We start from the raw sequence: 24298 nt of genomic DNA, 5'->3' as shown, positions 1-24298 counted from the left end.
CGCTGTGAACGGCCATCTTCTGTGTAATACTAAGCATGGTGGGAAAGCGACGAGAAGTCGTCCAGGTACCCACGAAGCAAGGAAACCAGATCTCCCTGCGCTTCTTGCTCCAGCCATTCCTCAAGAGCCACACGCAACGCTGCCATGTAGATGGCTACCAGGAAGCGGATCTCCTGGCGGTTTGTAGCCGCTTTTAGCCGGGAGTACAGCGCCTCACAGAGGGATGGCTCTGTTTTCATCAGGGCATAGACATAGATGGACGCGAGCGAGGGGACCTGCATAACCACGTGATAGAGGGTCAGAAAACTGGCCCGCTGCTGTTGATGAAGGCGTGCCAGGTACTCAAAGGTCGCTCGCAGGGCTGCGTGCGGTGATTCCGTTGGCGCAGCGTGCTGCAGAAAGCGGAGACCTTCGCTCTGGATCGCGCGCATGGGTTCCAGGAGCACATCTTCTTTGGAGGCAAAATAGCGAAAAAAGGTGCGCGGCGACATCATCACCACATCAGCAATGTCCTGGATGGAGGTGCGCTCGTAGCCCTTTTGCTGAAAGAGTTGGAGCGCTGCCTCCTCAATGGTGGCTTGAGCCAGACGTTTCTTGCGTTCTCGCAAACTCATTGGCTGCGATTCGTCGCGTGGTGAAGATACCATGGCATTCACTCCCCTTTTTTCTCCTATTGACTTTTGTCGTTGAGTGACATTATAATCCAAAAGGACACAGGTGACAACTGGGGACAGTATACACTTTGTGTCGATGCCTTGAGATGACGATTTTTGAGGGATGTGCCTCAGCGGTTTTTCTCACCCTGAAGCCATGTTCAGATAAGGAGCAAGAAGGTATGAGTTTTGAGCAACAGGTCGCCCTGGTGACCGGTGCCGCATCTGGCATTGGTCGCGCGCTTGTCCAGCGCCTGGTGACTGAGGGAGCAGCCGTGGTCGCGGTTGACATCGTGGAAGCACCACTGCAAGCCCTGGTCGCGGAATTGCGGGAACAGGGAGCAACGATTACCGGATGTACCGCCAATGTGGCGTCAGAGAGTGACGTGGACGCTATGCTGAACACTGCCACGTCTACCTTTGGGCGGCTCGATATCCTCTGCAATAATGCCGGGATTATGGACCTCATGACCCCTGCGGCCGAGGTCTCCCTGGACTTATGGGAGCGTGTTCTGGCCGTCAACCTGAATGGTCCCTTTCTGGCCTGCCGGAGAGCGATCCCTCTGTTCTTAGAACAGGGCGGAGGCAGTATCGTCAATACCGCATCGGAAGCGGGATTACGCGGCGGGGCTGCTGGCACCGCCTATACCGTTGCCAAGCACGGGGTGGTGGGACTGACCAGGAGTATTGCCTTCCACTATGGAGAACGCGGTATTCGCTGCAATGCAGTCTGTCCTGGTGCCGTGGCGACCGCCATCGGTATCGGAAATGGTGTCCCAAGTGAAGCCGGTCTTGGCAGGGTGATGCCGTTTCTCAAGGCCAGCGCTCCCTCGCGGGTCTCTACCCCTGAAGAGCTCGCCGCCGCTATTGCCTTTCTCGCATCCAAAGATGCCAGTTTTATCAATGGTGCAATTCTCCCCGTTGATGGCGGCTGGTTCGCCGCCTGACCTCCCCATTTCTTGATCGCAGCCCGTTTGCTGCTCTTTCCACTGAAGGAAATCTTTCTGTGAAAGAAGCGCAATAGCAAAGGAAACAGGAAATGAGGAATCTCAACAGGATCGAGATTATCGGTGCGGGCGCTGCCGGGCTCACCACCGCAGAAACGTTACGGCGGCTCGGATTTCAGGGAACGATCATGATGGTGCATGCCGAGCACACTCTTCCTTATGATCGTCCCCCTTTATCCAAACAGGTGCTTGCTGGCACCTGGGCACCCGAGAAGGTGCATTTACGTTCACCAGCCGCACTGGAGAAACTGGCCCTTGATTGGTTTCATGGCGTTGAAGCAATCCATCTGGATGTCGCGGCCTATTATGAAGCAGGCGAACGCCTCGTCGCGGTTCTGGGCTGGAATTGCCCGAAGCAACTCCTGTCCTATCGACAACGGTTGTTGGCAGCATATACGCCGTTCCAGGAAACCAATGCTGCCCATGAACACCAAAAGGCTTCTGGTATACTTTAAAAGAAGATTCTCAGGAAAAACCTATGTGAGAGGAAAGAAAGAGCAATGAAAGTAACAGCATTGACCAATCGATGTATTGCCAGTGGAGCCTGTGTCCTGGCCGCGAGCCAGGTGTTTACCCAGCGCGAGAGCGATGGCGTCGTGGAGCTGCTCCAGGAACGTCCTTCCCTGGACCTCCTGAAGAAGGTGCAGCAGGCGGTCGCGGCGTGCCCTTCCCAGGTCTTTGTCGTGGAGGAGGAAGAGGACCTCTCCGAACTCACTCTGACCACCAATGACCAGGATATGTAGTGCTGGATGAGCGGAGCACGCTTTCTTTTCTTGTTGAGAACACCCGAAAAAGTCAACCTGCGAGCTATCTGCGGCTACTAGTGAGTATAGATTGGAAGAAACAGATGAGCAAAGAGCAATTGATACCCACCAATGAAGCCAGTCAAGAAGAGCTTCCCACATATCCGTTTTCATTTGCCGATCATAGCCTGCGTCTTTCCGAGGAGTATGATCAGCTACGGCAAAAGTGTCCGGTCGCCCGGGTTCATATGCCCCATGGGGGCGATGCGTTTATGCCCACACGCTATCAGGAGATTGCACAGGCCTTCGCCGATCCGAAATGTGGCGCGATCCGAGCTTCAGATGGAGATGTTCCCCGGCTGGAAGCAGGCCGCGTCACCGGAGTGGAGAATTCAGCGGCAGCGTCGATTTTTGCCGTCTCCGATGCGCGTCATAACAAGCTGCGCCGCGTGATCGGCCCGGCCTTTACGGTCGCGGCGGCCAATAAGCTGCGTTCACGGGTAATCGAGGTCACTCATGCGCTGGTGGATGCCATGGAGCGTTCCGGTCCGCCTGCGGATCTGTTTGAGGACTATGCGATCCAGGTCCCGATGACGGTGCTGTGTGAAATGCTGGGGATTCCTCGGGAAGAGGAACATCTCTACCGCGAATCCGCACGGATGCTGGTTTCGACGACGGCAAGCGCACAAGAAAAACAGGCGCAGGCCATGAAACTGATGCACTATCTCACGCCCATTATCCAAGAGGCGCGAATGAATCCGGGAGATAACATCCTTGGTCTGCTCATCCAGGCCCGAGAGCAAGGGGACGAGGTGATGACGGAGACCGAAATGTATGGGTTTGCCATGGCCGTGATTGGGGCGGGCTTTGAAACGGTCAGCACGACCTTCACGAATTCCGCGTTCATTCTCCTGCAACAACCTGAACTGGTGGCGCAGTTACGGACCCGCCTTGAGCAGCCAGATCAGTTGGCGAATACGATCGAAGAGATCTTGCGTATCACCCCGATCGGACATGGCAGGCCAAGAATCACCCGCGAGCCTGTCCAACTGGGTGAGACCACGATCCCTGCCGGGGAAGTGGTCTTCCTTGTGCCACATGCGGCCAACCATGATTCATCTGTGTTTCCCGATGCCCGTGAGATTCGCTTTGATCGAGAATTGCAACCCATTCTGAGCTTTGGGCGCGGGATTCACGCTTGCCTGGGCCAGCAGATCGCCCGCATGGAATTGCAGGTCCTCTGGCAGACGCTACTCACCCGGCTTCCAAGCGTCCGTCTGGCCGTTGCGCCCTCGGAGGTTCCCTGGCGCGCGGATGAGGCGCTGACGTTTGGCCCTGAGCATTTGCCTGTGACCTGGTAAGTCTCACGGACCCTTCCTGCCATGCAGAAACACACATCTCTGTTCGTGTTGCTGCATGGCAGGAGGCGTTGAGAAAGAAGCGTACGAACGAAAGGAAGATCGTTATGAATATCCCGGATCAGACCACGCCAGGAGAAGCGGCGTTCAATCCATTTAGCGGTGATAGCGCTGCACTGGTTGAGAACCCCTTTGCGTTGTTCGAGCTGCTGCGGTCAATGGGCGCCGTTGTACCTATACCGTTCCCCCTCCCGGGAATGGATCGCCAAGCCTGGGCGGTCACGCGCATGGAAGAGGCGGTACAGGTCCTCAAAGATCATGCGCACTTTACCGTGGACCCCAGCTCCATCGGGGTTAACAGTCTTTTGGGGCGCAATACCCCCGAGACCTCCGACGCGCCTACCTTCTTCACCTCTAAAACGATGCTCTCGGTCGATGAGCCCGACCATCGACGCTTACGCCTGCTGGTGTCCAAAGCCTTCACGCCCAGATACATAGAAAGCTTACGCCCCCGCGTGCAGGAGATAGCCGACGAATTGCTCGACCGCGTGCAAGATCAGGGCCAGATGGATCTCATCAAGGACTATGCCTATCCCCTGCCTATCAATGTCATTTCTGAGATGCTCGGAGTTCCTCACGCCGACCGGGCCCAGATCCGTGTCTGGTCGGAGGCGCTGGCGCGAGGTTTGGGTTTTGGAAAGCGCGATCCGGAAGCCACGGCCCACATGCGCGCATTTGGGGAATACGTCACGCGCCTGGTGGCCGACAAACGCCTGCAACCGGCGGATGACTTGATCAGCCATTTGATTGCCATTGAAGAGGAAGGGGATCGGCTCAGCGAGGCGGAAATGATCTCGATGCTTACCCTGCTGATCTTTGCCGGTCATGAGACGACCTCGAACCTGATTGGCACCGGCACCTTGATGTTGCTAGATCATCCCGATCAGCTTGAGAAGCTTAAAACCGACGTCAGCCTGGTTCCTGCGGCGGTCGAAGAACTGCTGCGCTACAGCGGGCCAGCCAACATCGCAGGACCGCGCTTTGCCACCGAAGATATTGAGCTCGGCGGGCAGCAGATCAAGAAAAGCGATCTCATCATTCCCTTCCTGGGTTCGGCGAATCACGATGAGAGCCAGTTTACGCAGCCAGACGAGCTGGACATTGCGCGCACAATCAGTCGGCATCTCGCCTTTGGGCAGGGCATCCATACCTGTTTGGGGGCACCGCTGGCCCGTATAGAAGGCGACATTGCCTTTACTACCCTGCTGAGGCGCATGCCCAACCTGCGCTTCAGCGTTCCCCGTGAGAGCGTCACCTGGCACTACGCTCTGGTCTCACGGAGTGTAGCTTCCCTGCCCGTCGCTTTTTAGCCGAGAGAAGGACCTACTGGTATCGTGAGGAGGGCAGACACGATGGAGTGGCTGCTCTTTTCTCCCGGTTGGTATGAAATGAGTAGGAAAGGACCACGTGCATGACGATCCTCAGCCGTCTTATGAGCAGAATGGCTCACCTGCCACCAGCCGAAACCTATGATGTCCTGGCCGAGCGCGACCTGAAGGTACCCATGCCAGACGGCATGGTTCTGCTGGCGGATCGCTACGCGCCGCGCGGGGTCGAGAATCCCCCGCTGCTTCTGGTCCGCAGCCCCTATGGGCGGCGCGGGATCTTTGGCACGGCGTATGGCCGGCTGTTCGCCGAGCGTGGCTTCCAGGTGGTGATGCAGAGCATACGCGGCACGTTTGGTTCGGGCGGAACACTTAGCCCGTTCGACGAGCACGATGACGGCCTGGCCACCGTAGCCTGGCTCAAACAGCAGCCCTGGTATCCCGGTTCATTCCTGACCACTGGAGGTAGTTATCTGGGCTTAGTGCAATGGGCCATCGCACGCGACGCCGGTTCGGATTTGAACGGCATGGCCATCCAGGAAAGCGCTTCGGAGTTTCGCAGCCAGACCTATACCGGGGGAGCCTATGCCCTGGATGCCACGCTCTCCTGGACCGATCTAGTCATGCATCAGGAGCACATGAACCTGCTCCGGTCACTCTTGTTTCCAGCAAGCCGCCGGTTACAACTACTTTTCCAGCACCTCCCCCTGCGTGATCTTGATAAGCTTGCTGAAGGCAAGCATGCGGCGTTTTTTCAGGAATGGCTTGCACACAACGAGCCGGGCGATCCGTACTGGGAAGGGCGTGGTTTTGATCAAACAGTTCAGGATATCTCTGTGCCCGTGCATCTGATGGCTGGCTGGTACGATATCTTTCTGCCCTGGCAACTGCGCGACTATCGCACCCTGCGCGAGCATGGCCAGCGTCCGTTTCTGACCATCGGCCCCTGGTCGCATACCTCGCCCGAACTCAGCCTCTTCTCGCATGCTGAGGTTATTCCCTGGTTACAGGCCGTGGTCCGTGGAGAGGTCGAGCAATACCGGAAGGAGCGCGTGCGTATCTTTGTCACCGGCGCAAGCGTTTGGCGAGATCTTTCTGACTGGCCCCCACCAGGCGCAAGAGCGCAGCGCTTCCATCTCCAGTCGGGGCGCGGACTGGCTCCTGATCTGCCAGCCGTCTCGGAACCCGACCACTATCGCTACGATCCTGCCGATCCGACCCCCTCCGTGGCTGGCCCACTGCTCATGGGCAAAGCGCAACCGACCAATAATCGCGCGTTGGAGACCCGTGCGGACGTGCTGACCTACACCTCCACACCGCAGGAGCAGGATCTGGAAGTCATTGGACCCGTGCAGGCCGATCTGTTCGTGCAATCCAACCGAGAACATACCGACTTCTTTGTCCGCCTCTGCGATGTAGATCAGAAGGGCATATCGATCAACGTCTGCGATGCCCTGTTGCGCGTCACCCCAGGCAACCCGGCGCGGAGTCCAGACGGGACACTGCACCTGACCTTTGATCTCTGGCCGACCGCCCATTGCTTCCGCGCCGGTCATCGCTTGCGTGTGCAAGTATCGAGTGGCGCGCATCCGCGCTACGCCCGCAACCCTGGAAGCGGCGAACCATTGGGTACCGCAACCAATTTGTTGGTGGCCGACCAGTCGATCTATCATGATCCCAGCCATCCCTCAGCTCTCATCCTCTCCGTTACCTCTTAAGAGAACCCGGAACATAAGTATTGGAATCTTGCCGGAGATGCCAGCGGCGCAAGGTCTCTTCCAGCGTGCGGTCCTGCAAAGCGGCGCTGGCAGCGACTTGGCGACGCATTGGATTCGAGAGAAATATTTCGGTAGAGACATGGTAAACCAGGTTCCTAGCGGTTTGGAGAGCAGCTTGCCGTTGGTGGCGGCTTATTTTTATTTAGGGCGGGGCAGAGTTAGCGTCTATTCTACTGTAGATGGTTTATTGGCGGTATATCTCTGAGGAGTTGTTGAGATGCTTTATGTTGTGCTTTTACTTTGCGTGCTCTGCCTGGGTGGCTTGCTCATTTCGCGCCGCGCCAGCAATAGGCGGTCAGTCCAACGCAATACCGCACCCCGTAGCAATAGCCAAACCAGGCCGGTTTCTTATCCCGAGCGGCGCGTAACCTCTTCGCGTGATAGGCCGAGAGACGCAGGCTCTCAGAGGGCGGCGCATTCTGGTCTGGTGCGTGCCCTTGAGAAGCCGCACGCGTGTGTGGCCGCGCAGCTTACGCTGCCACCGCTCTGGCTGATCTCGCTGGTGCGCCAGCGCGCTATACAGCGCTACCAGGAGGAGATTGGCGTATCACCGGGAGAGTCCGAATGGGCGATACGAGAACTCGAAAGCAGTATTGAAGTTTATATGGAAAGCAATATGCACGTCAGTAATTTTCAAGGCGCATTCAGCGACGATATCGTACTCTCCGAGGTCGATCCCGTGGTTACATTTCTGTTGCTCCAGGCGGGATCTATTGGCGACGCCGTTGCCTACTTTAGTGCGGGTAGTGGCGCGTCACACGTGGAGGCGCTGGAGGCCATTGCTCACCTGCGCAAAGAAGTAGCAGGCGAGCAGATAGACTGGCTCTATCAACCACGCACGCCCGATCAGGCGGTGATGCGCTTCCTCTTGAGCCGTGGGCAAATGCGCGTCGCGGCGCGCTACTACAATGACTGCATCGGCGCCTGGTACCCCATCTCATAGTTGCTCTGAGGTTGCTCGTCCCAGGACGCGGTCTCCTTGGGATGAGGGAGGTCATCTCGCGAAGGCTTGCCCCTGCTGGTTCCACGCTGCTGTTCCAGTTGCAATTGCAGGCGCAGCTCCTCATTGCGCAATTCCTGCATGCGTTGGCGTGCTCGCAGATTAACTTTGTATACTTCTAATAAAATACCAAGCACAATACTCACGATTGTGATCATAAAAATCATGAGCGCAATCGATAAAAACAGGTTTTGAGCCATGATGGTCATAAAGTTCATATGCGTTCTCCCGAAGATGATGAGCTTCCACCAGAAAAAAAACTTGCCAGCTCAGCTTTTATTACGCAGGAGGGGCGGCAAAGTTGCATCTTTATTGGGCGAGGGGAGCATGAGCCTGTCCGCTTCTTCCGGTGTCACCCATGGTAAAGATAGCCTCTGGGATAGGTATTTTGAGCGTAGGTATGAGGTAGGCCCAGGATATGTACATTTTCGCAAGAAGCTTGGGAGTACCCTCGATCTTGGCCTCCCTCTAGTAGTGCGTGATGGATAGTTAGAGGCTACGTTATCCTGCGCACAACTTACCAGTGAAGGGTTTTCCCTATTGCATAAAGAGGCATTGAGTGGCAGTATGATAGGGATGATCGCGCCGCGCTGCCAGGTCTCGCGGATGTTGCCTGCTGCGTTTACCCTACAGATCGCTTGAAAGGACGTGTATGACCACCTCGCATGTCTCTCATATTTTGGAATTGCCGCTCTTCCTCGACCGTAACGCTAATGAACCTTTGCACCGCCAACTGGTGACACAATTGCGCGAGGCCATTCTTCAAGGAAGCATCTCTGCGGGTACGCGCCTGCCCTCTACGCGTTCGCTGGCCCTGCTGTTACATGTCTCACGCACCGTTACTATCGCGGCCTATGATGAGTTGTTTGCCGAAGGGTATATCGAGGGACGGCATGGCTCGGGCACCTATGTCGTCGAAGATCTCTCGTTGCTTAAGCGCTCGCCTTTTCCCAGTCCTGCCGGGCCGCCGCGCTGGCTGCGTAGCGTGGAGCCGCTGCTTCTGCCGCGTCCCGTTGTGCCGCGAGAGGCGATAAATTTTCGTCCAGGTACGCCTGATATGCAGTTTTTCCCTGAGCGGACCTGGCGTGAGCTCTGGCGCCAGCTTGGACACGCCGTGCCGCCCAATGCCTATGGCGAGCCTGCGGGTCTCCTCGAACTACGGGTAGAGGTCGCGGCTTATTTGGGGCGCGCCCGTGGCATTGCCTGTCAGGCCGAGGATATCATTATTACCTCGGGAGCCACACAGGCCGTGAACCTCATTGTTCAGGCGACCCTGGTGCCGGGCGATACCGTCGCCCTGGAGGAACCCGGCTATCCCCTGGCACGTTATGCTTTTCGTGCCAGCGGTCTACATATTGTTCCTATACCCGTAGATGACGATGGCCTGGACGTCAGCCAGCTGACCAATGGAGAGGCCGCTCCCTACCTGGTCTATGTCACGCCCTCGCATCAGTATCCGCTTGGTTCGCGTCTCTCTTCGGTGAGGCGGGTCGCGCTCTTGCAGTGGGCCGAGGCCAATGATAGCCTGGTGATTGAGGATGATTATGATGGCGAGTTCCGCTTTCATGCGCCTCCCCTGCCGGCACTGGCGAGCATGGATCGCGCCGGCAGGGTGGTCTACATTGGCACCTTCTCCAAGGTTCTGATGCCCGGGCTGCGGGTGGGCTACCTGGTTGCGACGGCCCCGCTACGCGAGCGGATCGCCCGTTTGAAGCGTGTGCTTGACTATCATGTCACCTGGCCCACACAGTATATGCTGGCCGCGATGCTGCGCGATGGGCACCTGGAGCGCCATATTCGGCGTATGCGCCTGCACTATGCCGAGAAGCGCAGGCAGTTGGCGGAGATCTTTGCTCCCGTTGCATCCTGGGCGCGCCTCTGCGGCCTGGAAGCTGGAATGCATGTCTCCCTGGCGCTCCATCCCGCCCTGGACGCATACGAGATCGCCCGCGAAGCCTCGGCAAGAGATGTGTATGTCCCCACCCTCGATGAGTACTATACAGGAACGCCCGACCGTAACGGTCTGCTCCTGGGCTATGGCGCCCTCGACGCCCAGCAAATCTGTACCGGCGCGCAGACCCTTGTCGAGCTTATTAACGAGCATATATAGGCGCTCGATTTATGACTTTGCTGGGAAATTGAGGAACGCGCTCCCCTTCGGTAGGGGACCAGTTTTAGCGCGTCCAAACGCCATTTATGGCAGTTCGGCGCAGCCATTTTTTTTGCGATGTGGCAAGCGCTTGGTGACGTGAAATGTGTTTCCAGCATCTTTCGGGCTGCGCCCACAGGCGATTAATCGCCTGTGGACGCGGTAAACCGGGTCCCTACTGGCCTCTGGATGTCCGGACAAAATTTGTCACAAGCATCTGCCTTGCTTGCCCTCCTATATAGGTGTTATTTTAAATCGGGGGTGACCGCGTACCAGCTATAGATGCCGTTGCCGGTCACCTGGCCGGGATGGGTGTCGCTGATGTAGGTGTAGAGGAGGTGCCCATTGTAGGCGACCTGGTTGCCAGCGGAGATCTTCTGTACGCTAAACTGGCCTGGCAGGGTGGTCATGCTAATTTGTTTCTGCTGGCTATCTACCAGGAGGGGAGGCCACGCCTTCAGGCAGCCACCTGTGCAGGCCGGTTTGCTGAGTGTGTCGGGTGTGTAATAGTAGAGCACGAAGCCGCGTGCATCGGTGAGGACTGTGCTGGACTTACCAGTCAGGGTGAGATGGGTCGTTTTGATGGGTAAGAGCGGATTGGCCGCAGGAAAGGATGTATTGTTGTTTGAAGTGCTGCTTTTCGCGGTATTGCTATTGCTGGTCACATCCTCGCGTGTGCCTACTTTACACCCTGTAAACAGGAAGGGCAGCAGCAATAGTAGTGCCATTGTGAGTTGGAAGCCGAGACGATAAGCGCTTCTAGACATCAAAAAACCTCCTATTACAGTCAGTTTTGATATCAATGCATGGATATCTACCTCTAGCATACACAGGGTATATGATGTGTGAGGAAGAGAATGGGCGAAAACTTTACTAACATGTAGAAATTAGCATGCTCTTCCATATATACTTATGTGTAAATGCGTGGACAATAGCGAGTTTGAATGTTACAATGGCACAACGCTGCTAAGGTTGCGCTGCTTTAGCAGCGTTGGTCGGGGCTGTAGGATTGGTCGGGGCTGTAGGATTTTTTGGGGATACACCGTAAGCACTATTTGGCAAGCAGACAAGTTTATTAAGCCGCTTCTGAAGCCATGGTAAATGCCTGTTAGCCGTGTATTGTTGATCACAAAAAAGGTGTATCATTACGTTTGAATAGCTTTCTATATATTGTGTACGTGTGTAGCAAATTGAATTTATTCTCATATATCCGCGTGTAGGGAAACATATGGTTAATTGTGAAGCGGATGTTGAAAAGGACTACTTCGCTATGGGTGTCAGCCAGCCTTCTATAAGTACGCGAGATCGTCGCAGGCATACACAAGGGCCGAGCAAAAGGGTGCGCTTCTCACTTCTCTTCCTTCTCTGTATGAGCATGTTGTCGGGGCTGCTTACGGCATGTGGAGGTGACGCTCATCTGCAACAGGATGCGCAGCAGCAACAAAAGTCTTTTGAGCAGGCATTGAGTCATGCTCAGAGCGTGGGCGTGCCCGACACACTATTGCAGCCGATTGAGAAACAGCAGCAGGACCTCCAGTCTTCCTCTGCGCCCTGGAACTTTTTTGATGCCAGTATCGTTGATGACTACTATCGCAATCTCTCCCAGCGTTACGGTGCACTCTCGATTCAGACCGAGGGCTTGATAGACTCCTCGACCGATCGCTATCGCCAGCAGGCTGTAAGCGACCTCGATCACCTGCAAAGCAGCCTCGCCAACAAGCAAAAACAGAACTTCCCTCTGGATACGCTGACAAAATTTTATCAGCAGAATATGAGCCAGGAGCAGAAGGCGCAGTATCCCAAGGATTATCTCGCGATCAGCGCCAATGCGAAAGAGGCGCTGGTGACGCTGAACCAGATGCCTACCACGCTTCAGAAACTTCAGACGCTCAAGGATATCATTGATCTGATGAAGGAGAGTAAGCAGGACTCAAGTACGCTCCAGAAGCAGTATGATGGCAATTACAGCGAGATCTCGAAAGCGCTGAAGTCGCAGGAACTGACCCAGATCGAGAAGAATATTGATAAGCAGACTGAGCAGGCGGCGGGAAGCTTCCAGAAATTGATCCCGCAACTGGTCAAAAACAAGGTCGACCAGTATGATGCCCAGGTGCAGCAGCTTAAGACCTATGGTGTTGATAACACGCAGTACCAGAAGGTCTCCGGTGATCTGCATACAAAAGGGGATAGCGTCAAAAATCTTCAGGACTACCTGGCCTTTGCCAAGGTCTATAACAGCGATCTACAGGGGATGCAGAAAGACCTGACGATGGGCAAGGCCTCCTACGAGATCAAGCAGTTCCACCAGGAGGTCGCGAACTGGGGTGGCGCGCATGTCTATCACAACCCATATGATGGCAAGGATTACTGGCCGGATATGGGGTATATGACCAAGGGCATCGGCGAGGACCTGGATCGTGAGTTGAGCACCGCCTCAACGCTGGCGGATTACCAGCAGGTCCTGACAGATGTCGAGAATGAGGTCTTCCACCTGCAAATGTTTGAGACCGACTTCAACGACAAGACGCCCTATACCCAGTCGCACGCTACAGATATCCAACTACTCCAGCACTATAAACTAATGGGAACACAGGTGATCGTCGTCTCGTTCGCTGAGCAGGCCCTGCGCCTGTATGAGAACGGCGTCGTGGTCAGGTCCTTCCAGATTACGGCGGGTCGCCCAGAACTGCCCGCAGTACCGGGACTCTGGTCGGTGATGTGGCGCAAGACTAAGACTGTCTTTAAGTCACCTTATCCTAAGGGGTCGCCCTACTACTACGCGGATACGCCCATCAACTACGCGATCATGTATCACGAGGGTGGATACTTCCTGCACGACTCCTGGTGGCGCAACGACTACGGCCCGGGGACGCAGTATTTCCACCGCGACTCCAGTGGCAATTCCAGCGCCAATTATGGGACGCATGGTTGTGTCAATATGCCAACTGACCAGGCTGCCTGGATCTATGATCACACCAGTTATAACACCTCAATTTTGATGTATTAGGCCACCTGAGAAAAATACTGGACCCGTCGCATTCGCGGCGGGTCCAGTATTTTTCTCAGGTAATATTATCAGGCTATGTGGCTCAGGCTGGTATGAGGTGCTGGCAGGTCCATTCAGCGCGGGTGATTTCGTAGACATGCTGGGTCTCGCCATGTTCTCGCTGATGCATCCCTAGTTTCGCAAGCGTTTGTGCCAGGGCCCGCTCCAGCGCCGGATTCTCCTCATGGGTGTGGGCGATGATACGTTCAATCCCCAGAACGCGGAAACCATAAGCCAGGCAGGCGGTCGTGGCCTCTGTGGCGAAGTCGTGCTCCCAATACTCTGAGGTGAGCGAATATGTCAGCTCTATCTCGTCCTGGGTACGGGTCAGACCACAGAGCCCCGCTGGTTGGTGTTTACCACGCTCGAAGACGCTCCAGCAGCCGAAGTCGTACTGGTCCCAATGGCTTAGTACGTTAGCGATGCACTGATGCGTCTCCTCCTGTGTGAGCACGTCTCCCGATGGTTGATGAAGTTCATCCGCAAGCCAGCGTTGAAATAGCACCTCGCCATCCTGCTGCGTGGGGCGGCGCAGTACCAGGTGTTCGGTCTCAAGTTCAGTGGTCAGCGTGTACTGACTATGGTCTGAGACTTGCTTTCCTTGCTTATGCACGTCTTCCTTTTGCCTTTCTGCTAATCGATACACTGCTTCTGCAAAACCAGTTTATAGCTTCCCTTGTGGTATATAACGAACGAATGAACGAAGATTATTGATGAATTGAAGCTTTTGCGAGATTTGGAGGCGAAAGAAAGAGGCTAAGCGGGCTTTTCAGGCTGATTAAGCAGGTAAACAGATACACAAAAGTACATGATGAGACATTTGGGTATATGCATGCGATATGTAGGCGGGAAAATCGTGGGTCAGGCTTTTTCGCTGGCTGTACGCACGTGCTCTGAGAGCCACTTCTCCGCCAGGTGTTGCACGCGTTGAGGAACTCTATCGTCTAGTTGCGCCACAATATCGGCGATGGTTTGTGCGCGTAGCTCGTTGCGCCAGAGTTTTTCGGCCCGTGCCATGGCTACATGGATGGTGCAGGGGAGGTGATAGGCGGACGATTCTATGGCGCAGGGACCCTGCTGGCGAATCTCTGTACAGCGGAAGGCTGGCTCTGGCCCGTCGATGGCCTCGACGACATCCAGCAGGGTAATCTCGGTGGCTGGGCGTGCCAGGCGGTAGCCTCCTCTGGGACCCGGCACCGATTCAATAATGCCTCCCCTGGTAAGGGCCTGAAGATGCTTGGAAAGGTAGGTCTCCGAGACGCCGTGATATTCGGCCAGGGCCTTTGTTGGCAGGGTGGCCTTTGTCGGCAGGCTTGCTAGCACGCTGGTGCAGTGCAGTCCCCACTCAACCCCTTCGCTTAGCTTCATATATGCATCCTTTTCTCATGTAGCGGTCATAATCAGACATTATATATCCTGGATGCAATTTGTCCAGATCTGTAAGTAGACTTTTCGCGCCTATGGCGTTCACAGGGTATGGGGGTATTGGGGCCATGGTTGGGCATTCGCCCAACCATGGCCCCAATACCCCCATACCTTGTGAACCAAACTACGTCTCTCTGTAATCGCGCTCACCGGTTGCGGGATTGTAGAACACTTCCATACGTCGCTTGCTGGTTGGATCAATGAAACGCTCGCCAGTGGGCTGCCAATGCCCCTGCGTTCGATCCACCTGAGTGCGGTATCTTTGGCGCTCCAAGAGCATTGCGCAGATCAGAATGAAGCCATTCACTGCTAGATACAAAACCAGCCAGAGCGCCGCATGGACAATGAACAGCAATACGGCTGCACCAATCAAGTAGAGCAACCCATACACAATGATCCCTCTCCGCAGCATGCTGCTCCCTACCTCTCTGGCTCGACCACCACTGCCGTGCCGTAGGCCACGATTTCACTCATCGTGCTGCCAATCTCCGCAGAATCAAACTGCATCCGCACAACCGCATTCGCACCCATAGCGGTTGCGTTTTGGACCATGCGATCAATCGCGTGCCGGCGCGCATCTTCCAGGAGTGCGGTGTATTCCTTGATCTCGCCGCCTCCAAGGGAGCGCAGACCCGCCATGATGTTCCCCCCCAGGCCCCGGCTGCGCACCACCACGCCAAAGACCTGTCCTTTGGTTTCCACAATCCGATGCTGGGCGATCCCTTCTGTCGTGACAATGAGCATGACTTTTTCCTTTAGTTATGGATGTGTGCAGGCGTCCTGCACAAAAAGGTGAAAACAGCGTGCAAAAAAACTTGAAGCGAGCTCGCGTATTCACCTGGGAATGCTCATTTACGCCTGAGCTTCGCTTCTTCGATCCGCACTATCTACTCAAGCGTGAGCAGCCAGCCACGCTTGAATGCTGGCCAGCGCCTGCGGGTCCAGGCGGGTATCGGGGCCATTATAGCTCTCCGTTATCTCGACAGGTACCAACTCCGACCGAGGCCGCAGTTCTTGCTTGAGGACGTGATTGGTGTTTTCCGGGAAGAGAAAGGTCACTTCCTTCTTGCCTGCAGCAGCCTGCTCAAGCTTCTCACCATCAGCCTGCCAGTCTACCTGGAGGTCTTTCTTCCCGATGATGACCAGTACTGGGACATTCACCTGCCCGAGCAGGGGAGCCGCATCAGCCGTCCAGAGCTCACGGGCAAAGGGCAGGTTGGCCGGGGTTTCCAGACTCTTCAGCAGCATTTGGACACCCTCCGGCAGTGCTGGATCTGGGACGATGGGCTCTCCTGCCAGGAAGCGGGCGATGGCAGCATCGTAAAGCGCCAGCAATGCATCTCCATTTGGGACGCGAGCTGCCTGCGCGGCCAATTGGGAGCGCCCAACCGTGCCAACGGGCCGTCCAGGAGGGCCGATGAGGACGAGTCCCGCTAAAGGAATCTCAGGGTTGTGCAGTTGGTAGTTCAGGGCGTGAAGAGTCCCTTCGCTGTTGGCAAGCGCGAAGATTCGGTCAGAATGGATGTACTCCTGGCTCGTCATGACGCGTACCGCTCCGGAAAGCTCGTCGGCATGGCTCTGCATGCTCACCTTGCCGATCAGCAATGCCATGTTCTCGCGAGCATGGGGGCCAATCACACGCTTGTCGTAGCGCAGTGAAGCGATGCCCGCCCGTGCTAATGCCTCCGCAAGGAGACGCGCGCTGCCATTGGTTCCTGGCAGGAGTGGGGAATTCCAATCGCGGTCAGTCGGGCCGCTGCCCGCCACCATGACGACAGCAGGAAAAGGTCCGGGGCCAGAGGGTCTGACCAGTGTGCCATCCACCGTCGTCTTATCCAACTGCCAGCTGACTTCCAGGCTTTCTCCATACGCGTGTTGATTCATCTTTTTCTCTCCTTCATTGGCAAATATTACATTATGCTTGCCTTCTCTGTCGTGTGCAACGGCGTGTTCTTGCGCGTTTGTAAGTGAATGGCGCACAACTCTGCTAATACGCTTGCTTGCGAAATAGTGGAATCGCCAGTGCCACGGGCACAATAGCCGCGATCAGGCAGATAAGCAGCGCTTTCAGCGGGAACAGCGTGCCCTGATAGGCCGCAAAATTGGACCAGTAGAGAGTCAGACTCCAGTCATTGAGCGTGGCATTTGGAATGAGACCCGGAATACTCAGCAGCAGCGTGAACAAGAGTGAAAAAATCAGGGGACGGAGCACGTCATGAAACAGCACCGAGAAAAGCAGTGCCAGGCCCAGGACAAAGAGCATCCCCAGCCAGAGCAGAACCGTCGAGATCAGTACTCCGCCCACATTTTGCGGATGGCCCACAATTGCCGCCGCGACGAGAATTGCGATGCCGCTCAGCAGTGACACCCCTAGCAGAATAAGCGCACTGACCAGATATTTCGTTAGCAGCACACGATCACGACTCACCGGCTTGCTCAACAGAAAGAAAATCGTGCCTTTGTTGACTTCACTGGCAATCAGGCTTGCCCCCAGCACAGCCGCCAGAATCGCCAGGATATCTGGCCCATTCTTCGAGAACCACTGTGACCAGACATACCCATCATAGCTGCCGGTAAGCTGTTGAATTGTGCCCTGCAATTGCGAAGGAATCTGCTGGGCTGCGTCGCCAGTCAACTGACCCGCCAGCCCATTTTTGATCAGGTTGTACGTACTCGCCAGTGCAGCAGCGGCCATGACCGCTACCACACTGCCGATGATGGCCTTCCAGCGCGCCTCAATGAACTCCTTAACGACCATTGCTTTCCTCTTTCATGTATGTCAGGAAGAGATCTTCCAGATCAAGATCAACGATGTCCACATCGCGTAGCGCGTGGGGCCGCGCCTGAATCGTCTGCGAGAGGGACTCCACATTGCCATGTGTCAGCAATCGCACGCTACGCCCCTCCTGCTCCAGGCTCATTACGCCCGGCAGGCCGCGCAGCGTGGTTACTTCCGCTGCCGGTGGGAGTTCAACGTAGGTCAGCTTCAAAACCTTCTGTGTTTGCTTCAAATGGTCTAATTCATCGCACACAATCAGTTTCCCATCGCGGATAATGCCCACCCAGTCGGCTACCGCTTCTACCTCGGAGAGAATATGCGAAGAGAAAAAGATCGTCTTGCCCTGGGCGGCAATCTCTGCCACCAGCTGGTTCAAAACCTGGTGGCGTGCCACCGGGTCCAGTCCCGCTGTTGGCTCGTCCAGAATCAGCAGATCAGGATTGCTGCCCAGCACCAGGCTGAGCGCCAGTTGCGATTTCATTCCCCTGGAAAATTTGCCAACCTTGCGGTTCGTTGGTAGCCCGAACAAACTCACGTAGCGGTCCACCATCCCTTGATTCCACTGCTTGCTGACCGAGCGGCAGAAGGCGCAGTGCTGCGGGATCGTTAGGGAGTCGTACAGGCTGTTGACCTCGCTCATATAGCCCACGCGACCCCGCACCTCCAGGCTTTGCGAGACGGCGTCATAGCCCAACACGCGCACGCTGCCGCCATCCGGCTTGCGCAATCCCAGCATTGTTTTGATCGTCGTCGTCTTGCCTGCGCCATTGGGACCGAGAAAGCCAAAGATTGCCCCTGCTGGAACGGTCAAGCTCAACCCATTCACTGCTGGGCGCCCGCCATATTTCACCTCCAGGTTCTGGAGTTCAATAGCTGCCGATATCGTGCTTTTTGTTTCCAGCTGATTCATTGCTCCCACAGACGTGCTACTCCTTTCCAAAGAACTGCTGCTGACCAGGGGGGGGGGCTGCAGGTTTGCTATCAGTATTCTCCCCTTGCCTGTCCTGCTGCCCATGATAGAAGCGAGCGAGTTCTCTCTCAAACTGTTCACGCAACTCTTGCTTACTGATTCCGAGATTTGCAGCATCACGCACCAGCGCACTTATCTGCTTAAAGAGCGCATCAAGCTGGTGCTGGCGCAGCGCGCCATTCAAGTTCGCGGTTACAAGCGTTCCTACCCCCTGGCGACTCTCAATCAACCCTAGCCTTGCCAACTCATCATAAGCCTTGACAATGGTATTTGGAGCAATAGTAAGCTCGCTTGCCAGTTGGCGCACCGTGGGCAATTGATCGCCGGTCTGCAGGATGCCGATCTCTAGCGCATGTGTGATTTGTTGCACCAGTTGCACATAGATCGGTACACCACTGCGAGGATTGACATCGAGCCAGTTTGGCATCCTTCATCTCCTCTGCTAAATTGTACCAGAGATATAATACATTGAAACATTGGTACAGTCAAGGGCAATGGCAGGGTAGGTAGCCGCGTACGCAAGTAGCGGGGCCAGTGGTGTATACTGTAGAGCAGGCAGGAGCTAGAGAAGGCGCTAGGCTGCGATGGCTGGTGCATCTAAGGGAAGGATATTTTTATGGCGAGAACGATTCAGGAAGTGCTTGATCTGATTATTGCGGCGGTGCCGGGAGCGCCGCAGGCTGGCTCGGTTGATGTATTGAAGAGTGGCGATCCAGCGTGGGAGGTAACGGGAATCGTAACGACCTTTACGGCCTCGATGGATGTGCTACGCCAGGCGGTCGAGCTGGGCGCGAACCTGGTGATTACACATGAACCTACGTACTATGATCACTATGATAGTGACTGGCTGGCGGGCGATCCCGTGGTGCAGGCCAAGCGTGCCTTTATTGAGGAGCATAAGCTGGCGATCTTCCGCTTTCACGATTACTGGCATATGCATGAGCCCGATGGCATTATTACCGGTATGGTCAGGGTCCTGGGCTGGGAGGCCTATAAACAGGAGGATGAATGGATGGTGGTGGTGATACCTGGGATGACGGTCGGGAAACTGGCGGCCAGCCTGAAGGAGAAACTGGCGTTGCCAATTGCACGCGTCATGGGCGAGCCGGAACAGCCCTGTGAACGCATCGGACTCATTGTGGGCGCGATGCCGGGAGACTTCCAGATCAAGGCCTTCGAGCGCTGGCACCTGGACGCGATAATTTGTGGCGAGACCGCCGAGTGGCAGACGTGCGAGTATGTGCGCGACGCCAATGCGCTGGGCTTCAACAAGGCCCTGCTCATCGCCGGACACGCCAAAAGTGAGGAAGAGGGCATGCACTATCTCGTCGAATGGCTCCAGCCCAAGGTCCCTGAGCTTTCGATCACCTATATTGCTGTGGGCGACCCGGTCTCTCTCCTCTGACCTCTCGCACGACAACTAGATGTAGTAGCCGCGTACGCAAGTAGCGGGAAAGTGAGCTGTATGAGAGTAACTGTATGTGAGTTGCCCGATGAGCGGCGGGCCTTTGCTCCCGCCTGGGAAGCGCTTGTAGCCTATGTCAAAGAGCAGAAAAGCGAACTGGTGCTGTTGCCGGAGTTGCCCTTCTCGGCCTGGTTCGGGCGGACGCCTGAGTTTGAGGCTGGAGCCTGGCAGCGGGCCGAGGCGGAGCATGAGGTGATGATGAGGCGCCTGCCAGAGTTGGCGCCCGCGACCGTCCTGGGAACGCATCTGCTGACCGAGGAGGGACGGCACCTCAATCGTGGTTTCTCCTGGTCGTCTGCTGAGGGCTACAGGGGCATTCATGATAAATACTATTTTCCCGACGAAGAGGATTTCTATGAGCGGCGCTGGTTTGACCGTAGCCCGCGTGATTTCACGGTGACACATGTGCAGCAGGACCTGGCGCTTGGTTTCCTGATCTGTACCGAGGTCATGTTCAATGAGTGGGCCAGGCACTATGGGCGGCAGGGCGCGAATATCATCGCCGTGCCACGCGCCGCGACCAGGCATGAGCGCTGGGTGATCGCGCCCCAGATGGCCGCGATTGCCTCCGGCGCCTTTGTGCTCTCATCCAACCGCGTGGATGAACGCCTGTTTGGTGGGCGTGGCCTGGTGATCGATCCCGATGGCAAGCTGCTGGCCGAGACATCACGTGAAAAACCATTTGTCACCGTCGACATCGACCTGGAGCAGAGCACCCAGGCGAAGCGAACATACCCACGCGACGTCGTGGAGTAGCCGCGTACGCAAGTAGCGGGTGCCCAATCCTTCGCATTTTGTGGTAATATACTCCACAATATAGATATATATCATTCCAGGTACGAGGCCTGTATACCTCCGAATGGGGGTTCAAGGAGATGCTCATGCCCGAAGAGCGCAAACTGGTTACCATTCTTTTCGCCGATGTTACTGGTTCGACCGCCCTGGCCGACTCCCTCGATCCCGAGGATGTGCGTGCCCTGATGAGCCGGTACTATGATCATGCGCGCCGTGTGATTACTCCGCGTGGCGGCACGCTGGAGAAGTTTATAGGCGACGCGGTGATGGCGATCTTTGGGCTGTACCAGGCGCATGAGGACGATCCTGAACGCGCCCTGGCTTCCGCCCTGGCGCTACGCGAAGCTGTCGCCAGCGATGAAATTCTCAGCCCCGTCTTCCGCCTGCGTATCGGAGTGAATACCGGCGAGGTAATTGCCACCAATAATCCTGACCGCCTGGATTTCCTCGTCACGGGCGATGCCGTGAACGTCTCGGCTCGCTTGCAGCAGGGTGCCAATCCGGGCGAGATTATTGTGAGCGAGCGTACGGCTAACGCGACACGCAAGGCCTTTCTCTTTGAAGAGCCACGCTTGCTCCAGGCAAAGGGGAAGCCACAGCCATTGCAGATCTTCCCCTTGCAGTGCAAGCGGGCCATGCGCCTGGTGGAGCGCTACCCCTTCGTGGGTCGTGTCCAGGATCTCCGCCAACTGGAAATTTTAAAAGAGCGTGTGCTGCAAGAGCGTAGCTCGCGAGTGGTTTCCATCATTGGTCAGGCGGGCACGGGTAAGTCGCGCCTCCTGGAGGAATTTCTCGCGCAGATCAAGCCTGAAGAGGGCCTGCGCGTCTCCTCCGCTCAATGTCTCCCCTATGGCGAGACGCTGACCTACTGGCCCTTGCGCGGTTTGCTGACCCAGTTGCTGGGCAGGCCTCCCGAGAAGGAGCAGGTGCAGGCCATCTATCAGCAAGGGGGATATGAAAGCATAGACGCGGCCCGCCTGGCTGACTTGATCATGACCACCCTCGGTATGAAAGAGGATGGCGAGAAGCGAGAGCGCAAGGCCCCTTCTCTGATTCCAGAAGGTTTACCTTCAATGCCAGAAGGCCTGAGGCTGAATTTGAGCGGCGCTGAGGCCAGGGATGTGTTCGCGGGCTTTAATAAGAGGCTTATAGGCAACTTCAAGCAGTCTAACGCCTTGAAGCGCCTGGGCGACCTTAGAAACGGGACAAAATCTGGCAAGCAGGTTAACGATACTTCCGCCAAAAAGATCTTTAATCTGGACTCCTTGCTGGAGTTAGATGGGTTGGATGAACTGGTTAGTTTAACGAGTTCCCCGGGGCCAAAGGATGGCGAGCGCCTGGGAGCGCTTGGGGAGAAGCTGCGGGTGAGTGGCGGGGCCCTCAGGGACGCGATCAATGAGAGCGTCTATAGTACGCTACGCGAGGTTGTGCCCTCGCGCTTCCTGGCAACTGATCGTGAGAGCCTCTTCGCGGCCTGGCGCCTGCTTATTGAACTGCTGGCACGCCAGGCTCCCCGCGTCATTGTCTTTGAAGATCTGCACTGGGTCAGCGACGCCTTGTTTGACCTGGTGGAACATATAGTGCAGCTCGGGACCGCCGCCCCCATCTTGTTTGTGATCTTGAGTCGTCCAGAACTGTTAGAGCGCCGGGCAAGCTGGCGTGATAATCGCTGGCAGATGACCGTCCTGACGTTGGAGCCATTGGCAGAGGCGGAGACGCAGGAGCTGCTTGAGCGGGTACAGGCTGATGTGCCGGATAGGATCAGGCGCCAGATTGCCGAGCGCTCAGGTGGCAATCCCTTCTTCACGCTTGAACTGTTGCGTGGGTATGCTGAGCGTGCGCAACGCGGCGAGGTGGACGCTAACCTGGACTTGCCCGATACCGTGCACGCGGCTATCCTGGCGCGTATCGACCTGCTGTCCCGCCAGGAGCGCTCCTTGCTGCAAGCGGCCTCTGTCTCCAAGCGCGCCTTCAGCCGCCAGTTGCTCATGGCTCTTATGGATGAGCAGGAACTAGATGCAGCTCTGAATGGCTTGAAGGGCCGCAATATGCTTATGGCCCTCCCCGAGGAGCGATATACCTTCCAGCATGTGCTTATTCGTGACGTTGCCTATGGAACACTGGCACGCCCCGAGCGCATTCGCCTGCACGGCAAAACCGCGCTCTGGCTCGAAGATCTTAGCGCCCAGCAACCCGGCGAGCGCGATGACTACATTGAACTAAGCGCCTATCATTACCGGAAGGCCGTGGAACTGGCGCGCCAATCGGCGGTGCCGCTGGCTCTGCCCTTCAAAACAGAGCGTGCGGCCCAGGCTTTCGAGCGCGCGGGCCTCTACGCGGGGCGCTCCGGCGTCTTCTCCGAGGCCAGTTGTTACCTGCAACTGGCCATAGATCTAGCGCCTCCCTCCGAACATGCACGCCTGTACGAGCTATTAGGCGAGAACGTCTCGTATGGTGATATCTCGTTTGAGGCCTATCAGAAAGCGCTCGCAAGCTGGCGTGCGGATACAGCGCGTCAGCCACAGGTGGGAGCGCGACTTATGCGCAAGTTGCTTATGGAGGGTACGCGTAACTCGCTGGTATCCAGGTTCTCCATAGAGGAGAGAGAGGCGTTACAGCGGGAGGCCCTGGCCCTGCTTGAAGGCACAAACGACGAGGACGAGCTATGGCGTATTCGCCTGACAGAATGCTTCAGCCCGCAGGTATGTTATGGCGAGAATAACCCCGGTGAGAATGACCCCGCCCGGCTGAGCTTGATTAAGGAGAAGAGGAGCCTGGCCGAGCAGGCGGTGAACTATTTCGAGCGGCGCCGCTACTGGGAGGCATTCAGCGAGGCGTTGGACGCGTATGGCGTGCTCTCAATCTCCTCGCATGCTCTGCCTGAGGCCCTGGCTGCGATGGAGCGTCGGCTCACCATTCCAGATCTCCCAATCACCGAATGGGCGGACGCGGTCGGCTCTGTGGTCTGCTGTCTCTTCCTCATGGGCGATTATGCCTGCTGCATTACCAGTGTGCATGAGACATTCGCGAATCTGAAGCCGGGCCAGCCGGTGGCGCGTTTGGGAAAAGTCGTGAGCTATGGTCTGCTGGCGGCCTATCTCTCTGGTCGCTGGGAGGAGATGGAGAAACTGCTGCCCAGGCTGGACGAGATTCATGAACTGGTGCTCTATGATCCCTCCGCATCGGCCCAACTCGCGCGCGGCTATCATGCCATGCTCTTGATGGCGCTTGCCCGCGAGGATCAATCTCTAATTGATGCGCTAACCCAAAAATTACGCAAAGACACTCTATCGCTTGGATCGGCCTTGCTGAGCGTGATTGATGCCATCGTGGAGGATGACGTGCGCAAACTGCCTCAGGAGAGGCCTGATCACGTGGGAGATATGCTCAGCGTGGCCCTACTGCTCTTCGCGAACGAGCATGGATTCTCGCTCTCGGAGGAGATGCTGGGGCGTGTCAAGGACATTGGAGATGGAGATCGCCTCCTCCGCGAGATCGCCCTCGCCCTCACCTCGAATGACCTGCCCCGCCTGGCGCACGCGATTGACGAGGCCGAGGCCCACAAGTTAGTCCACCACGCGGCGCGCATGCGCGTCATCCAGGCCGAGCGCAGCCATGATCCCAGGCCATTAGCCCTTGCCCGTCCCGTGCTGGAGCGCCTGGGCGACCACCAATTCCTGCGCCATCTTGAAGAGGTTATAAAATAGGATAGTAGATGTGGTGGTATGGGTTGGCAGCCTCAGTC

At 56.4% G+C, this 24298-nt stretch carries 23 protein-coding genes; 12 read left to right on the top strand and 11 right to left on the bottom strand.

Translation table 11 applies throughout. The features are described 5' to 3' along the window. Positions 1-29: 29 nt before the first annotated feature. The gene (locus tag KRAC_RS33765; RefSeq protein WP_007915136.1) at positions 30-647 is read right to left on the bottom strand and encodes a TetR/AcrR family transcriptional regulator; all 618 of its coding nucleotides are present in this window, start codon (positions 645-647) and stop codon (positions 30-32) included. A gap of 188 nt (positions 648-835) precedes the next feature. Here KRAC_RS33765 and KRAC_RS33760 point away from each other — a divergent pair, with 188 nt between their 5' ends. The 7 genes from KRAC_RS33760 (at position 836) to KRAC_RS33730 (ending at position 7867) form a co-directional block, all read left to right on the top strand. Further along, positions 836-1600, top strand: coding sequence for an SDR family NAD(P)-dependent oxidoreductase (locus tag KRAC_RS33760; RefSeq protein WP_007915135.1), 765 nt, complete (start codon positions 836-838; stop codon positions 1598-1600). Between the two features lie 92 nt (positions 1601-1692). Continuing rightward, on the top strand, positions 1693-2115 hold the full coding sequence (locus KRAC_RS33755) for an FAD-dependent oxidoreductase (RefSeq protein ID WP_007915134.1): 423 nt from the start codon (positions 1693-1695) through the stop codon (positions 2113-2115). 45 nt (positions 2116-2160) lie between these two features. Beyond that, on the top strand, positions 2161-2403 hold the full coding sequence (locus KRAC_RS33750; protein WP_007915133.1) for a ferredoxin: 243 nt from the start codon (positions 2161-2163) through the stop codon (positions 2401-2403). Positions 2404-2507: 104 nt separating this feature from the next. Beyond that, positions 2508-3764: a cytochrome P450 gene (locus KRAC_RS33745; RefSeq protein WP_157507420.1), complete on the top strand. Its 1257-nt coding sequence runs from the start codon at positions 2508-2510 to the stop codon at positions 3762-3764. A gap of 104 nt (positions 3765-3868) precedes the next feature. Then, the gene (locus KRAC_RS33740; RefSeq protein ID WP_007915131.1) at positions 3869-5131 is read left to right on the top strand and encodes a cytochrome P450 family protein; all 1263 of its coding nucleotides are present in this window, start codon (positions 3869-3871) and stop codon (positions 5129-5131) included. A gap of 101 nt (positions 5132-5232) precedes the next feature. Next, the gene (locus KRAC_RS33735; protein WP_007915130.1) at positions 5233-6864 is read left to right on the top strand and encodes a CocE/NonD family hydrolase; all 1632 of its coding nucleotides are present in this window, start codon (positions 5233-5235) and stop codon (positions 6862-6864) included. 277 nt (positions 6865-7141) lie between these two features. After that, positions 7142-7867: a hypothetical protein gene (locus KRAC_RS33730; protein ID WP_007915128.1), complete on the top strand. Its 726-nt coding sequence runs from the start codon at positions 7142-7144 to the stop codon at positions 7865-7867. On the opposite strand, the gene KRAC_RS33725 is transcribed toward KRAC_RS33730, so the two are convergent. Further along, the gene (locus KRAC_RS33725; protein WP_007915127.1) at positions 7828-8142 is read right to left on the bottom strand and encodes a hypothetical protein; all 315 of its coding nucleotides are present in this window, start codon (positions 8140-8142) and stop codon (positions 7828-7830) included. The genes KRAC_RS33730 and KRAC_RS33725 overlap by 40 nt on opposite strands. Positions 8143-8576: 434 nt before the next feature. Between KRAC_RS33725 and pdxR the strand changes: the two genes are divergently transcribed. Beyond that, complete coding sequence (pdxR, locus tag KRAC_RS33715) at positions 8577-10034, top strand: MocR-like pyridoxine biosynthesis transcription factor PdxR (protein WP_007915124.1); 1458 nt, start codon at positions 8577-8579, stop codon at positions 10032-10034. Positions 10035-10318: 284 nt separating this feature from the next. On the opposite strand, the gene KRAC_RS33710 is transcribed toward pdxR, so the two are convergent. Next, positions 10319-10840, bottom strand: coding sequence for a COG4315 family predicted lipoprotein (locus KRAC_RS33710; RefSeq protein WP_007915123.1), 522 nt, complete (start codon positions 10838-10840; stop codon positions 10319-10321). Between the two features lie 461 nt (positions 10841-11301). Between KRAC_RS33710 and KRAC_RS33705 the strand changes: the two genes are divergently transcribed. After that, entirely contained in the window at positions 11302-13080 is a 1779-nt protein-coding gene (locus tag KRAC_RS33705) for a L,D-transpeptidase family protein (RefSeq protein ID WP_007915122.1), read from the top strand. 82 nt (positions 13081-13162) lie between these two features. Here KRAC_RS33705 and KRAC_RS33700 read toward each other — a convergent pair whose 3' ends face one another. The 8 genes from KRAC_RS33700 to KRAC_RS63010 all read right to left on the bottom strand — a co-directional run bounded on the left by KRAC_RS33700 (position 13163) and on the right by KRAC_RS63010 (position 18720). Continuing rightward, entirely contained in the window at positions 13163-13732 is a 570-nt protein-coding gene (locus tag KRAC_RS33700; RefSeq protein ID WP_007915121.1) for a GNAT family N-acetyltransferase, read from the bottom strand. Positions 13733-13980: 248 nt separating this feature from the next. Then, a complete protein-coding gene (locus KRAC_RS33695; RefSeq protein WP_007915119.1) occupies positions 13981-14487 on the bottom strand; it encodes an RrF2 family transcriptional regulator in 507 nt (168 codons plus the stop codon). Between the two features lie 181 nt (positions 14488-14668). Further along, positions 14669-14956, bottom strand: coding sequence for a hypothetical protein (locus KRAC_RS33690; protein WP_007915118.1), 288 nt, complete (start codon positions 14954-14956; stop codon positions 14669-14671). A gap of 8 nt (positions 14957-14964) precedes the next feature. Beyond that, on the bottom strand, positions 14965-15288 hold the full coding sequence (locus KRAC_RS33685; protein WP_007915116.1) for a heavy metal-binding domain-containing protein: 324 nt from the start codon (positions 15286-15288) through the stop codon (positions 14965-14967). Positions 15289-15435: 147 nt separating this feature from the next. After that, a complete protein-coding gene (locus KRAC_RS33680) occupies positions 15436-16428 on the bottom strand; it encodes an alpha/beta hydrolase family protein (RefSeq protein WP_007915114.1) in 993 nt (330 codons plus the stop codon). Between the two features lie 103 nt (positions 16429-16531). Beyond that, positions 16532-17302: an ABC transporter permease gene (locus KRAC_RS33675; RefSeq protein WP_007915113.1), complete on the bottom strand. Its 771-nt coding sequence runs from the start codon at positions 17300-17302 to the stop codon at positions 16532-16534. Further along, entirely contained in the window at positions 17292-18233 is a 942-nt protein-coding gene (locus KRAC_RS33670; RefSeq protein WP_052568777.1) for an ABC transporter ATP-binding protein, read from the bottom strand. The genes KRAC_RS33675 and KRAC_RS33670 overlap by 11 nt, the downstream gene beginning before the upstream one ends. Positions 18234-18249: 16 nt before the next feature. Then, positions 18250-18720 carry a GntR family transcriptional regulator gene (locus KRAC_RS63010; RefSeq protein ID WP_007915109.1) on the bottom strand — a complete coding sequence of 157 codons (471 nt, stop codon included), beginning with the start codon at positions 18718-18720 and terminating at the stop codon, positions 18250-18252. A 189-nt stretch (positions 18721-18909) separates the two neighbouring features. On the opposite strand from KRAC_RS63010, the gene KRAC_RS33660 reads away from it, so the two are divergent. The 3 genes from KRAC_RS33660 (at position 18910) to KRAC_RS33650 (ending at position 24260) form a co-directional block, all read left to right on the top strand. Then, entirely contained in the window at positions 18910-19698 is a 789-nt protein-coding gene (locus KRAC_RS33660) for a Nif3-like dinuclear metal center hexameric protein (RefSeq protein WP_007915107.1), read from the top strand. A gap of 60 nt (positions 19699-19758) precedes the next feature. Further along, positions 19759-20514 carry a carbon-nitrogen hydrolase family protein gene (locus tag KRAC_RS33655; RefSeq protein ID WP_007915106.1) on the top strand — a complete coding sequence of 252 codons (756 nt, stop codon included), beginning with the start codon at positions 19759-19761 and terminating at the stop codon, positions 20512-20514. Between the two features lie 125 nt (positions 20515-20639). Further along, positions 20640-24260: an adenylate/guanylate cyclase domain-containing protein gene (locus KRAC_RS33650; protein ID WP_007915105.1), complete on the top strand. Its 3621-nt coding sequence runs from the start codon at positions 20640-20642 to the stop codon at positions 24258-24260. Positions 24261-24298: the final 38 nt, after the last annotated feature.

The organism is Ktedonobacter racemifer DSM 44963, from assembly GCF_000178855.1.
Taxonomy (GTDB): Bacteria; Chloroflexota; Ktedonobacteria; order Ktedonobacterales; family Ktedonobacteraceae; genus Ktedonobacter; species Ktedonobacter racemifer.
The sequence above is the reverse complement of the archived record's forward strand: the minus strand, read 5'-3'. Positions and strand labels throughout refer to the sequence as shown.